The following is a 13,248-nucleotide window of genomic DNA, read 5'->3' on the forward strand; positions in this document are numbered from 1 at the left end:
ATGAAAGAGCCATTGTTATACCTATGCCACCGCATTCCTTTCCCGCCCAATAAAGGCGATAAGATAACAACGTGCAACGTACTTAAATTTTTAAGTCGCCATTTCGATGTTTATCTTGGTTGTTTTATTGATGATCAGTTTGATCAGCGCTATGTCGATGATGTAAAAAAACTGTGTAAAGAGACCCTATTCATTCCACTGAATCCTTCCATAGCAAAGGTTAAAGGCTTACGCGCTTTTTTAACGGGTGATCCAATCACAGTGCCTTACTACTCGCATCAAAAAATGCAAAACTGGGTTAATCAGGTTATAACCACCCATGGTATCGAAAAGGCCTTCGTCTATTCAGGCTGTATGGCGCAGTACCTACTTAATCCGCCCACTTCGATCCATAAAGTGATTCATTTTGCAGATATTGATTCCGATAAATGGCGCCAGTATGCACATCAAGCAACGGGCATCATGCGCTATGTTTATCAACGTGAACATACGACGCTAGAGCATTTTGAGATAAACGTTGCTAATAACTTTGATATCAGCTGTTTTATTTCAGAAACTGAAGCTGACCAATTTAAAACCATGGTCGATAAACAGACCAAACCAAAAATTCAAATTCTTGAAAATGGTCTCGATTGCGCTTACTTTTCGCCCGAGCAACCCTCTGTGCTATCAGAGCCCTACGCATTAGATTCACAAAACTACATCGTTTTCACTGGCGCTATGGACTACCGCCCCAATATTGATGCTGTTTTGTGGTTTGTCGAAAATGTATGGCCAAGTGTGCTTGCCGCGCAACCAGAGAGTTATTTTTATATCGTCGGTTCAGCCCCGCCTAAATCGGTACTCAATTTAGCGCAGGAAAAAGGGGTTGTGGTAACGGGCAGAGTTGAAGATATTCGCCCATATATGCAACACGCAAAAGGCGCCATCGCACCAATGAGGATGGCACGTGGAATTCAAAATAAGATATTAGAAGCAATGGCGATGGCGAAGCCTGTTCTCTCATCCACCATTGGCATGGAAGGGCTTGAAAACTACCCTACGCAATACCTTTCTGTCGAGGATTCCCCTGAAGAAATCACAGCTTGGATTATTGAAAAATTAGAGAATCCAGCTCTTACCGCAACGGAATCCCGTCAATGGCTTGAAGCCAATTTTAGCTGGGAGGCCAAACTCACGCCCTTATTAAGCTATTTAGGAGAGAGCCATGAATAACTCTATCATATTACGCTTAATGCTTCCTTTGGCCGCATGGGGGCTTGTTTTTTCAGGCTCTCTACAAACAATGGGCGGGGTATGGATGCAATCAAAAACCTATGAACACTGCTTTTTGATTGTTCCTATTTCATTATGGCTCGTATGGCAAAAACGACAAGATATTCGGAAAGTACCTTACACCTCTAGTTGGATCCCTCTTTTCTTACTCATTTTTCCTGCAATGTTGTGGCTTCTTGGGCGCGCAGCCGATATATCTTTATTTCAGCACGTAGCCAGTGTAGTAAGTTTGCAACTCATCATATGGGCAGTCATTGGCACCCCAATGGCAAAGCTACTTTGGTTCCCTATCCTATTTTTGATTTTTGCGGCGCCTTTTGGCGAAGAGCTGGTACCGGCACTTCAGATTATCACAGCTGATCTTTCCGTTTTCTTCTTAAATATTGTTAATATTCCGGTATACCGTGAAGGCCTTTACCTCACGATTCCTAATGGCCAATTTCACGTTGCTGAAGCATGTTCTGGTATACGCTTTCTTATTTCGAGCATTGCCTTGGGAACGCTTTTTGCCTACTTGCAATTCAACCATTGGTGGAAACGAATCCTTTTCACAGGCTTTTCTTTTATCTTCCCTATTGTTGCCAATGGACTCAGGGCTTTTGGCATTATCACTATTGGTTACCTCAGCGATATGGAGCACGCAACAGGCGCTGATCACCTCGTATATGGTTGGGTATTTTTCAGTATTGTTATTTTGGTTATCTTTTTCACTGCCAATATCTTTGCCGATCCTCCTGCGAAAAACGCGGACTTTGCCTTTTATAATGTCTCTGCCGAGAAAACAGATAAAAGTCTGAAAGTTATCGGTTGTTTAACCATGGTTTTACTAAGCTTAGGGTTATGGGAACAATCCTTTAAAACTAACGATATCGTCGCGAAACCCGCAAAACTGATGCCAAACAATGTCGCGCCTATCAGTCAATCACAATGGGGAATTCAGTTTCAACACGCTCAACAACACGTCTTAGGTCAGAGTCAAGATGGCAGTGTTGAGTACTTCAATGCGATATTCAGTCTTCGCCAAGATGAAGGCGAAATTATCAATCAAAACAATCAATTATTTAATAAGAAACACTGGAGGGAAGTGGCTTCACAGGTTATTCAGTTAACTCCAGATCTCGATGCCACCGAAGTCCTTGTTTTAAATGATACTGGTACACAGATGAAAATCATCTACTGGTACTGTGTCGATGACTTTTGCTCAAGCAAGCCCATTGATATCAAGTGGGCACAAGCGACACACTTAATTACAGGACAAAATGCAACCGCAGAAGTACTCGCGGTTGCCAGTACAACCCTTAGCGAGAAAACAATACGAGAATTAGCAAAACAATGGCAGTAGTCATGATGACGGACGCTCACCATAAAAGGATTATCTATGTGTGGAATTGCGGGGATTTTCAATCTTTATCGAACCGCCCCATTACAGCCAGAGCTACTTAAAACCATTAATCGTCGCCAAAGCCATCGCGGTCCAGATGATGAGGGTTACTATTTTGACAGTTACATTGGCTTGGCGCACCGTCGTTTGTCTATCATCGATTTATCAGGCGGTCATCAGCCGCTATTCAATGAAGATGGTAGTATCGCAGTCGTTTTCAATGGGGAGATTTATAACTTTCAATCCTTAGTTGCTGAGCTAACACAAGCGGGTCATGTCTTTAGTACATACAGTGACACCGAGGTCATTGTGCACGCATGGGAAGAATGGGGAGAAAAAGCGGTAACGCGTTTTCGCGGTATGTTTACCTTTGCCATTTGGGATACTAACCGTCGTCAATTATTTATTGCTCGTGATCGTTTGGGCAAGAAGCCTCTGTTTTACAGCCAAACAGCCCAAGGGCAACTTGTTTTTGCATCTGAATTAAAAGTACTGCTTGAACACCCAGAAGTGAGCCATGCGTTACGACCTGAAATGGCAGAAGATTTCTTCATGTATGGTTATATCCCAGATCCCTACACGGCTTACCAGCATATCTATAAACTTGAAGCTGGCCATACCATGCTGCTAACACCCGGAGAGCAATTAAGAACATCCCCCTATTGGGATCTTTCAGCGCCTGAAAATTATTTAAGTTGGGAGCAAACCCAAGGGGCATTGATTGAACGGTTAGAAGACGCAGTAAAAATACGTTTAATGGCAGATGTACCATTAGGGGCATTTCTTTCTGGTGGTGTCGACTCTAGCGCCATTGTCTCTATGATGGCTCGCTTACAAAATAACCCTGTAAACACCTGTGCTATTGGCTTCAATGAAGCTGATTTTGATGAAAGTGAATATGCCCTTCAAATCGCGAACCAATACAGTACCAATCATATCGCTCACATTGTGGATGCTGATGATGTCAGCTTAATTAAGCAACTCAATGATATTTACGATGAACCGTTTGCCGACAGTTCTGCATTGCCTACATACAGAGTGTGTCAGCTCGCCAGAAAGTCGGTTAAAGTTGCACTATCAGGTGACGGTGGTGATGAGATATTCGGTGGATATCGCCGCCATCGCATGCATTTAGCAGAGCAAAGAGTCCGCCAAGCAATCCCTTCCCGTTTCCGTAAAACCATATTTGGCTCACTCGGCAGGCTTTATCCCAAGGCTGATTGGGCACCACGCCCATTACGCGCCAAAACAACGTTTCAATCGTTGGCATTAAACCAAGTAGAAGCATATGCCAGCTCTATCTCTAAGCTGCGTGTGGACGAACGCGAACAATTATTTAGTGCCCAATATCGCCAGCAGTTGAATGGCTATAACGGTATCGATCAATTAACACAACATGCCAATAATGCCCCAACTGATGATCCCCTCAAGCTCATTCAATACTTAGATATAAAAACGTGGTTAGTCGGCGATATTCTGACTAAAGTTGACCGCGCCAGTATGGCTAACTCGCTAGAAGTCCGTGCACCTTTATTGGACCATGAGTTTATCGAGTGGGCTTATAGCGTTCGTAGTCAAGACAATATCCAGAGCGTGCAAGGCAAAGGAGTGCAAGGAAAGTATGCGTTCAAAAAAGCCTTAGAACCCTATATTAACCAAGACATTTTGTATCGACCTAAAATGGGATTCTCCATGCCGATTAGCCAATGGTTTAGGACATCCCTTAAGCAAACGCTACACGATTCTGTTTTGTCTACCAATATGCTGGACAGTGGCTACTTCAATGTCGACCACCTTAAAAAAATGCTACAAGAACACAGCGAGGGGTATCGCGATCATGGCGCGTCATTGTGGTGTTTACTGATGTTCTCTCAATTCATGATGAAGCAATAGGAAACAGTCTCAGTATGAATATATTAACGATTTCGACACTGTTCCCAAATAGCATGGATCCTAAACATGGCGTATTTGTTGAGACAAGGCTAAAGCATTTAAAAAAACATTACCCCGACGTGAACATTACGGTTATCGCACCTGTGCCATGGTTCCCGTTCAAGTCCGCTTACTTTGGCCAGTACAGCCTATATGCCAACACACCACAGCATGAACAGCGCAATGGGTTTGAGGTGTATCACCCTCGCTATCTTGTCATACCCAAAATAGGCATGACATTAACACCTGTCACCCTTGCTCATAGTATAGAAAAGCAAATTCAGGCCCTTCTTGATCAAGGGCTGACGTTTGATGCTATCGATGGCCACTATTTCTATCCCGATGGCGTTGCTATCAACCAAGTCGCCAAACGTTTTAACATCCCTTATACAGTGACGGCTCGCGGGACTGACATTAACCTTATTCCACAATTTAGTAAGCCTAAACGGCAAATCCAACAAGTGCTTCAAGACAGTAATCACAACATGGCAGTGTGTGAAGCACTGCGCCAAGAAATGCTCTCACTTGGTGCTGAGCCACAAAAAGTGAGCACACTCCGTAACGGAGTCGATTTGGATCTGTTTCAATTCAGCAATGAAGATAAACAACAGCAACTTCGTGAAGAATTAGATCTACCCGCTGATAAAACTATTGTGATTTCAGTTGGCTGGCTGATTGAACGTAAAGGGCATCATCATGTGATCCGTGCTATCAATGATGTACCAAACGCGATTTTATTGATTGCTGGCAACGGCCCTGAAGATAAAAAGCTCAAGCAACTGGTTACATCACTTGGACTAGAGGGGCGTGTTCGCTTTTTGGGACAACAACCGCAGCCTATGCTGTGTAAATACTATGGTGCTGCCGATATATTAGTTTTAGCTTCCAGCCGAGAAGGTTGGGCTAACGTATTATTAGAAGCGATGGCCTGTGGCACCCCTGTGGTTGCCACCAAAATTTGGGGTTCACCCGAAGTTGTACAACATCCCCATGCTGGGGTATTAGTCGACAGAGAGCCACAGCAAATTGCCAAAGCAATCAACCAGCTCAGCCATAAAACATTCACACGATTAGATACCCGCAAGTATGCAGAACAATTTGACTGGCAGAGTACATCTGACAAGCAATATGCACTATTTAGTGAATTAGTGAATTAGTGAATTAGTGAATTAGTGAATTAGAAAAAGGTTTATCACGGATGAAGATACTCTACCACCACCGCATCGCTTCCAAAGATGGCCAATATGTTCATATTGATGCCATCGTATCTGCCCTGCGTGATCAAGGCCATACCGTCATCATGGTGGCACCGAACGTAGCAGAAAAAGCTAGTTTTGGTAGTGATGGTGGCTGGGTTTCTCGTCTGCGTCAAAAGTTACCAAAGGTCATCAGTGAGTTACTGGAGTTTGGCTATTGTTTCTATGATTTGATTAAACTCTGCCAAGCAATCAAAAAGCACCAACCCGATGCAATTTATGAGCGGTATAACCTCTATTTACCGTCAGGTATTTGGGCAAAGCAGCTATTTAACCTACCACTGATTCTTGAGGTTAACTCTCCACTTTATCAAGAGCGAATGAACTACGGTGGCGTTGCCTTTGGTATGCTTGCAAAATGGTCTGAATATTATGCTTGGCGCAATACCGATCACCTGCTTCCTGTCACTGAGGTACTTGCAGGCTATATTCGAACAGCGGGTGTCACTAACGACAAAATCACTGTCATTCACAATGGAATTGATAAACGAGTTTTTTCGTCTATACGCAATAATGAACGCCATGATCGCTTCAAAAATAAACTTGTCGTTGGTTTTGTCGGTTTCTGTCGCGAATGGCACCAACTAGATCAGGTACTCACTATGTTAGCGCGCCACCAGGCAGATAATGTCATGTTTTTGATTGTTGGTGACGGACCTGTTTTAGAAGCACTAAAAGACCAAGCTAAAGCCATGAGAATGATTGATCGCATTCACATTACAGGGTTAGTTAACAGGAAAGACATGCCCTACTGGCTAGAACAAATCGATATCGCAATTCAACCTGCTGTCACGCCTTGGTGCTCTCCTCTAAAGCTGATTGAATACTTAGCAACAGGTAAAGCCGTTGTGGCACCTAACACACCTAATATTCGAGAACTTATCACGGACGAAGTAAACGGCCTTCTTTTTGAATCCAATAATATGCAGCACTTACTCGCTAAAATTGAACAACTCATCAATGATGCAACTTTACGGGAACAACTGCAGAAAGAAGCAGTAAAAACCATAGAAATAAAAGAATTAGAATGGCAAAAAAATGCCAACAAAATCGTTGATTTAATCAACATTCAATTATCATCAACATCTTTACCATCCCCACCTGTAGAGGTTAAATAATGTCAAAAATACAAATCTGTGTGTTTGCTTACAACCTAGAGCATCATATAGAGAAGTCAATTAACAGTATTATAAAAAACCAAGGCAATTATAGTGCTGACATCTATATCATGGCCAATGGATGCAAAGACAAAACAGCAGAAGTCGCTTACAAGATCGCAAAGAAAAACAAAAAAGTGCATGTCGTAGAGTTGTCAATTGGCGACAAATCTAATGCCTGGAATATATTCACTTACGATTATTATGATCATTCTTCAATTCCTATCTTTGTCGATGGAGATTTAGAATTTGAAAACGATGCCATCAAAAACATCATTGATTTTCACCTCAGTCACCCAGCCTACAATAGTATTTCAAGCTTCCCGTTTGAACATGGAAGAAGTTCTATCGCTTGGAGAAAAGAGTTACTAGAAAAACATCAGTTTACCGGCAACCTATACTTACTATCTCAACCGTTTATATCAAAAATAATAAGCCAAGAAGTTAAACTGCCTGTTGGTCTGATTGGCGATGATAGTATGCTAGGCTATTTATCAGCGACTAACTTAGAACAAAACAGTGATCACCCCAAACAAAGAATTGGCGTTTGCCAGAGTGCTATTTTTACCTATGAACCCTTAGCTATTTTCTCTATTAAAGACATCAAACTTTATTTAAGACGTCGTGTACGGTATTCAACCCGCTATATGCAACAATCCTCTATTGTACCTAACCTTAAAGTACATGGTTTGTCAGCTATGCCTGAAGATGCATCAACTATTTCTAAAGAACTATTACCAGCAATTCGATGGAAAAGTTCCAACCTTATTTTTGATATAATTGCGAAGCATAAATTATCAAATTAAACTTTAACTGCGGTCATATCCTGACAACGATGCTGCTTGTAAAAATAGGAATGAACATAAAGGCAATTACTCACCGCGACTAAAGCCCAAAATAACTCAAGGTACGCGAGGGAGAGCGCTGCACCTGCTGCACAAAATGCAAGAAAAGAAACCTTAAGCATTTTGGCAAGCTCATACTCCCAAGCATTTTTTTCGCTTTTATCATTTACAAAATACTTCTCTACCGCAGTTAACTGGAAATAGGTCAGCGATAGAATAAAAGCAAAAAGAATAAAACCAACAAATCCCTGATCGCCAATCACTTGAAAGTAAATACTATGTGCTGCTAGGCCTTTTTCACCGGGTTCAGGTGAAGGAATAAAGCTCAAAGCATCAATATTAAGTGCCGTCAGTTGCCACAGGTGTGCATACTGCGCAGCTTTAAAACCACCGCCAAAGATAGGGTTATCCATCGCCATCAGGGTATGGATCTTCCACGACGTTACCCGATGCATAAACGAACCATCTTGATCAGCCTGCTCGATGGTATTCATTCGATCAAACCAGCTATCAGGGAGATAGAATAAGGCAACCGATAGCACCAAGCACATCACTATAAGCGATGCCATCTTGCTACTACTTCGCATCCAAAAATAACCACCTATAATGATAAGGCCTAATAACCCCCCTCTTGAGTGTGTACCCAATACTGAAATAACACAGAATGCAGTTATCCCACAAAGTATGTACTTTATTATTTTACTTTCCTCTTGAGAGAACAAATAAAGCGCCAAGGGGATGGTCATACACAAAGCAACAGCTAAGTGATTATTATCACTGAGTAAATGACTATTAGGGCCTGCTATTTTATGTCCACCAAAAGACAAAATAAACTTTAACCCTTCAACACAACCGTAAAAGCCGATTGATAAGACAACGGCCCAAACAACCATATCAAAATGTGCTTTTTTCCTAACTAACAAGCACACAAAAATAAAAGTAAGAATTATTTTAAAGAATTTAACCCACTCAAACCAAACCAACTCAAAATACGCAAGGGTAAATTGTGTCGCCAATAATGTATGAATACAAAAAAGAAGGACACAAACGAAAAGACCTGTCAGTTTGAAACGAGGTTTGTCCCTTAAAATAAGGTAACCCAGCATAGTTAAAGCCGCAAAAGCAGAGTTATAACTAAAAGAAGCAGCAAATCCACCTAACCAGTGTGTTGGGACAAACAAGCCAGACCAAAGCCATAACGATAATGCAATAAACGGCCGTCTAATAGCAAAAACAGCCATGAAAGCAAATGCTGTAACAAACACAAGATCACGCATCAATCATCCTTTTCTGCTGTTATCTTGGTTGATTTCCAGCACAAGTACACTAATAGTACGAGGCAACCTAAAAAAAGTAGTGATTCCATACTTCATCCCTGAGAAATCTCAAATCAGATTTCGCTGTTGCATATTTATATTGTACTTATTTGCTTTAGTCACGAGACAAACTTGCACAAAACATACTCTGCATCCATCCTAAATATAGGATGACTATTTGATGTAAACCAAGTTTTATCCGCAACAAATACAAACGAGTAGTCGCCGAAATTTCAGTAATTCATGCGCAAGTAAGGATGCTTATTATGATTGTTCGCTCTCGTTCTCCACTTCGTTTAGGCCTTGCTGGTGGCGGCACCGATATATCTCCCTATTGCGACCAATATGGTGGCTGCGTGTTAAATGCAACTATTAATATGTATGCACATTGCACCATCGAGCTACATTCGCCCGAAAAAGGCATTTCTTTTGTCGCACAAGATATTGACGTCACTTACCACTCCCCTTTACTTAACTACCTCGAATTAGAGGGTGAACTCCTCCTACATAAAGCCGTTTACAACCGTATTGTCAGCCAATTTAACGACAACAAACCATTAGCAGTGACGGTTTACACCCACTCTGAAGCCCCACCAGGAAGCGGGTTAGGCTCGTCTTCAACTATGGTTGTAACCATCATCAGTGCTTACCAAAAACTGCTCAATTTATCGTTAGATGAATATGAAGTTGCTCGATTGGCTTACGATATAGAACGTATTGATTGCCAACTCTCTGGTGGTAAACAAGACCAGTATGCAACCACTTTTGGTGGTTTTAACTTCATGGAGTTCTATGAAAACGAGCGCGTTTTAGTTAATCCGCTTCGCATTCGCCAGCCAATTATTAACGAACTAGAGAGCCAGTTAATGCTTTATTTCACTGGTGTTTCACGTTCGTCAGCTCAAATCATTGAAGATCAGGTTAAAACGACCACTTCTACAGATAAAAAACCACTTGAAGCGATGCATGACGTTAAGCGATTCGCTTTTGAGATGAAAGAACGGCTATTGCACTCTGATATCTGCGGCATGTCTGATCTACTCCAAGAGTCATGGAATGCAAAAAAAGCCACATCAGATTCCATTGCAACTCCCCATATTAATTTGATTGAAGATCGCGCACTAACATCTGGGGCTAAGTCACTCAAAATTTCAGGCGCTGGCGGTGGTGGCTTCATGATGCTGTTTGTCGACCCTATCCACCGACTCAGTGTTGAGGAATCACTCTCAGATTTAGACGGCAAGATCCAGCCATTCCACTTCACTTGGCAAGGAACACAATCATGGAAAGCCTAACGTATTTTAACCAGCAAATTCGTTCTTCTATCGAAACCAAGCAACGCCTACTTGAGCGCGATGACGTGTTAGAAGCAATGACGCGTGCGGGAGAGATCTGCTTAGAGGCTTATCAAGCGGGTAATCAAGTGCTGCTCGCAGGTAACGGTGGCAGTGCAGCAGATGCCCAGCATATTGCTGCTGAATTTGTGAGTCGCTTTGAATTTGATCGCCCCGGCCTCCCTGCACAAGCGCTTACTACGGATACATCGATACTTACTGCCATAGGGAACGATTACGGCTTTGAAAAACTGTTTGCTCGCCAACTGCAGGCCAATGGGAGAAAAGGCGATGTATTCATTGGCATTAGTACATCAGGTAAATCGCCAAATATCTTACGAGCAATCGAGATAGCAAAAGAAAAAGGCATTACGACCATAGGATTAACAGGTGAAGGTGGCGATATGAAAGCCATGTGCGATTTGTGTATCTCTGTTCCATCATCCCATACTGCACGTATACAGGAATGCCACATCCTTATTGGTCATGCTATTTGCGGGTTTGTCGAGAAAGGATATTTCAATGGGTAATACCACCACAACGGCCATTATCCTTTGTGGTGGTCTAGGTACAAGATTGAGCAGCATCACCAACAACAAACCCAAACCTATGGTCAATGTTGCCGGTGTTCCCTTTCTTGAACATCAATTTGACTATCTTATTTCTCAGGGAGTATCGCGGGTTGTTTTAGCAGTATCCCACTTAAAAGAATGCATTATTCACCACTTCGGCGACCAATACAGAAGCCTACATATTGAATATATCGCTGAAGCATCACCACTCGGTACTGGCGGCGCAATTAAAAACGTATTACTCAATGCTTCGTTTCAACCGAATGAAAGCATAGTCATACTCAATGGTGACACTTTTGTTGAATTTAACTTATCAAAGCTAGAACAAGATAAAACCGATAAATTACTGATTATTGCCGCAAAGGCAATTGACGACACTGCTCGCTACGGCAAACTCACCATCGATAACGACATGCTAGTCACTGGGTTTCAAGAAAAAAAAGCGGGGTCTAAAGGTTACATCAATGCTGGTGTTTATTTAACTCAACCAGAGTTACTTACAAAGCTTCCTAAGCTTGATTGCTTTTCTTTTGAAGAAGACTTTCTGCACCATGAACTTGCTCATCAAACGATAGGCGCCAGTATTCTTGATGGGTTTTTCATTGATATTGGCATCCCTGAAGATTACTACACTTTCTGTGATCTTATGGGATCAGGTCAAATTCAATGTCTTTCGTAAAAAAATTAGCTTCAGCTTCTTTCTGGCTAACCATCGCCTCGTGGGTATCTTCTGCTGTTGGCATACTTACCATGCTAATTTTCGCTCGAATTCTATCCGTTGATGAATTCGGGCTTATCGCAACCGCGACCTTAGTTACCGCTTTTTTTGACCTATTTTCTCGATTAGGTACTGAAGCCTACTTAATTAAAGAGGTTGACCCAGACTCTGAAGACATCAACACCGCGTGGACGATTCAACTCATTATTAAACTGCTTATTGCTTTAACTATATTTAGCTTTTCAAGCTGGACTGCCTCTTATTTTAATGAACCACAGCTTGAGAATATATTAAAAGCGTTAGCACTAATTCCACTCTTTCTCGCCTTTGCCAATATTGGCATTGCGCTATTAAAAAAAGAAATGGCATTTAAAACGTTGATGTTCTGGGATGCAAGCGCAAAAATAACCTCCTTTATAATAACACTCATTCTAATTTTAATAACCCCGACATATTGGGCCTATATTGTTGGCATGGTGAGTTATTTCGCTATTATCACGACAACAAGTTATTATTTTTCCAGCTACCGACCAGCACTCTGTTTAAGTCGATTGAACAAACAAATTTCGTTCTCTCAGTGGACATTACTAAAAGGCATCGTCAATTATTTCAACAACAAATGCGATCAACTCATAATATCAAAATTTGTTGGTTCAGCAGCGTTAGGTGCATTTAGTATCACCCAGAGAATATATGAGACAGCATCAGATGTTCTTGTTTTGCCATTTATATCAATACTTTACCCTGGTCTTGGTCAACTTGACAGGAAATCACCACAATTCACGACCATTTTTCACAACACCTTAATTACCACCAGTGTCGTTGTCATACTGTTGACGGGCTTGTTAGCGATAAACGCTGAGCAGCTTGTGATAATAGCATTAGGTAGTGCTGAAAAATGGTCTGTCGTTGCTAACCTCTTACCGATTGCTGCACCGTTATTAATTACACGCATACTCTTATTTGCGCTTTTTGATGTATTAACGTTGCTTGATAAAATAAAGTTTCTCTTCAAATTTGAGTTAATAACAGCCATTGTCTCGAGTATTGTCTTATTTCTTGCTGTGTACTGGGGGGACATTGAAGCGCTTGTTATTGCTAGGATAATACTAACAGCAGTAAGTTGCCTTGTTCTGCTTTTCGTGTTGCAACGCCTGATCTCTTTATCTGTTGCGGCCTATCTTCTCGAATCGCTCCCCTTTGTCATTGCTTCGGGCGCGGCTTACTTGATCACAGCACCGTTTCAGCTGTTACTCATAAATGAAGTGACTAATCTGCTATGTGTATTAGCAACAAGTTTTGTCTACACCTCTATTTACATTGCTGTATTAATCAGCTTTATCACCCTATTTAAAAACCATTCCACGACCTATGCCCTTATTTCACTTCAACTTAGTAAACTAAAAATGATGGTTTGGCAAAAACTAACAAAGTCAGATGCTAAACAGATGTAATAACGCTA

The 13,248-nt window shown here is 41.7% G+C and carries 11 protein-coding genes; 10 read left to right on the top strand and 1 reads right to left on the bottom strand.

Annotation, left to right across the window (positions count from 1 at the left end; genetic code table 11):
* Genes OCU87_RS21995 through OCU87_RS22020 form a run of 6 tightly spaced genes read left to right on the top strand, consistent with a single transcriptional unit; the run spans window position 1 to window position 7,807 of the window.
* Entirely contained in the window at window positions 1-1,215 is a 1,215-nt protein-coding gene (locus tag OCU87_RS21995) for a TIGR03087 family PEP-CTERM/XrtA system glycosyltransferase (RefSeq protein ID WP_261858496.1), read from the top strand.
* Window positions 1,208-2,617, top strand: a complete 1,410-nt coding sequence (gene xrtA / locus OCU87_RS22000; RefSeq protein ID WP_261858497.1) for an exosortase A — start codon at window positions 1,208-1,210, stop codon at window positions 2,615-2,617. Before OCU87_RS21995 ends, xrtA begins: the two co-directional genes overlap by 8 nt.
* 36 nt (window positions 2,618-2,653) lie before the next feature.
* Window positions 2,654-4,549, top strand: coding sequence for an XrtA/PEP-CTERM system amidotransferase (locus tag OCU87_RS22005; RefSeq protein WP_261858498.1), 1,896 nt, complete (start codon window positions 2,654-2,656; stop codon window positions 4,547-4,549).
* 14 nt (window positions 4,550-4,563) lie between these two features.
* Entirely contained in the window at window positions 4,564-5,745 is a 1,182-nt protein-coding gene (locus OCU87_RS22010) for a glycosyltransferase family 4 protein (RefSeq protein ID WP_261858499.1), read from the top strand.
* A 41-nt stretch (window positions 5,746-5,786) separates the two neighbouring features.
* A complete protein-coding gene (locus OCU87_RS22015; protein ID WP_261858500.1) occupies window positions 5,787-6,962 on the top strand; it encodes a glycosyltransferase family 4 protein in 1,176 nt (391 codons plus the stop codon).
* Window positions 6,962-7,807, top strand: coding sequence for a glycosyltransferase family A protein (locus tag OCU87_RS22020; protein ID WP_261858501.1), 846 nt, complete (start codon window positions 6,962-6,964; stop codon window positions 7,805-7,807). The genes OCU87_RS22015 and OCU87_RS22020 overlap by 1 nt, the downstream gene beginning before the upstream one ends.
* On the opposite strand, the gene OCU87_RS22025 is transcribed toward OCU87_RS22020, so the two are convergent.
* The gene (locus OCU87_RS22025) at window positions 7,804-9,123 is read right to left on the bottom strand and encodes a putative O-glycosylation ligase, exosortase A system-associated (protein WP_261858502.1); all 1,320 of its coding nucleotides are present in this window, start codon (window positions 9,121-9,123) and stop codon (window positions 7,804-7,806) included. The two genes, OCU87_RS22020 and OCU87_RS22025, sit on opposite strands and share 4 nt — an antisense overlap.
* A 305-nt stretch (window positions 9,124-9,428) precedes the next feature.
* On the opposite strand from OCU87_RS22025, the gene OCU87_RS22030 reads away from it, so the two are divergent.
* Genes OCU87_RS22030 through OCU87_RS22045 form a run of 4 tightly spaced genes read left to right on the top strand, consistent with a single transcriptional unit; the run spans window position 9,429 to window position 13,240 of the window.
* Entirely contained in the window at window positions 9,429-10,457 is a 1,029-nt protein-coding gene (locus OCU87_RS22030) for a GHMP family kinase ATP-binding protein (protein ID WP_062687602.1), read from the top strand.
* Window positions 10,445-11,026 (top strand): D-sedoheptulose-7-phosphate isomerase, encoded by a 582-nt coding sequence (locus OCU87_RS22035; protein WP_062687601.1) that lies wholly within the window; start codon window positions 10,445-10,447, stop codon window positions 11,024-11,026. Before OCU87_RS22030 ends, OCU87_RS22035 begins: the two co-directional genes overlap by 13 nt.
* Window positions 11,019-11,747 carry a nucleotidyltransferase family protein gene (locus tag OCU87_RS22040; RefSeq protein ID WP_062687600.1) on the top strand — a complete coding sequence of 243 codons (729 nt, stop codon included), beginning with the start codon at window positions 11,019-11,021 and terminating at the stop codon, window positions 11,745-11,747. Before OCU87_RS22035 ends, OCU87_RS22040 begins: the two co-directional genes overlap by 8 nt.
* Complete coding sequence (locus OCU87_RS22045) at window positions 11,735-13,240, top strand: oligosaccharide flippase family protein (protein ID WP_261858503.1); 1,506 nt, start codon at window positions 11,735-11,737, stop codon at window positions 13,238-13,240. Before OCU87_RS22040 ends, OCU87_RS22045 begins: the two co-directional genes overlap by 13 nt.
* Window positions 13,241-13,248 lie beyond the last annotated feature (8 nt).

The organism is Photobacterium sanguinicancri, assembly GCF_024346675.1.
Lineage (GTDB): Bacteria > Pseudomonadota > Gammaproteobacteria > Enterobacterales > Vibrionaceae > Photobacterium > Photobacterium sanguinicancri.

Excerpts from the sequence above, each read along its gene's own strand:
- OCU87_RS22025 (WP_261858502.1), bottom strand. The coding sequence starts at position 9,123 with ATGCGTGATCTTGTGTTTGTTACAGCATTTGCTTTCATGGCTGTTTTT.
- xrtA (WP_261858497.1), top strand. The coding sequence starts at position 1,208 with ATGAATAACTCTATCATATTACGCTTAATGCTTCCTTTGGCCGCATGG.
- OCU87_RS22020 (WP_261858501.1), top strand. The coding sequence starts at position 6,962 with ATGTCAAAAATACAAATCTGTGTGTTTGCTTACAACCTAGAGCATCAT.
- OCU87_RS22015 (WP_261858500.1), top strand. The coding sequence starts at position 5,787 with ATGAAGATACTCTACCACCACCGCATCGCTTCCAAAGATGGCCAATAT.
- OCU87_RS22035 (WP_062687601.1), top strand. The coding sequence starts at position 10,445 with ATGGAAAGCCTAACGTATTTTAACCAGCAAATTCGTTCTTCTATCGAA.
- OCU87_RS22030 (WP_062687602.1), top strand. The coding sequence starts at position 9,429 with ATGATTGTTCGCTCTCGTTCTCCACTTCGTTTAGGCCTTGCTGGTGGC.
- OCU87_RS22005 (WP_261858498.1), top strand. The coding sequence starts at position 2,654 with ATGTGTGGAATTGCGGGGATTTTCAATCTTTATCGAACCGCCCCATTA.
- OCU87_RS22045 (WP_261858503.1), top strand. The coding sequence starts at position 11,735 with ATGTCTTTCGTAAAAAAATTAGCTTCAGCTTCTTTCTGGCTAACCATC.
- OCU87_RS22010 (WP_261858499.1), top strand. The coding sequence starts at position 4,564 with ATGAATATATTAACGATTTCGACACTGTTCCCAAATAGCATGGATCCT.
- OCU87_RS22040 (WP_062687600.1), top strand. The coding sequence starts at position 11,019 with ATGGGTAATACCACCACAACGGCCATTATCCTTTGTGGTGGTCTAGGT.
- OCU87_RS21995 (WP_261858496.1), top strand. The coding sequence starts at position 1 with ATGAAAGAGCCATTGTTATACCTATGCCACCGCATTCCTTTCCCGCCC.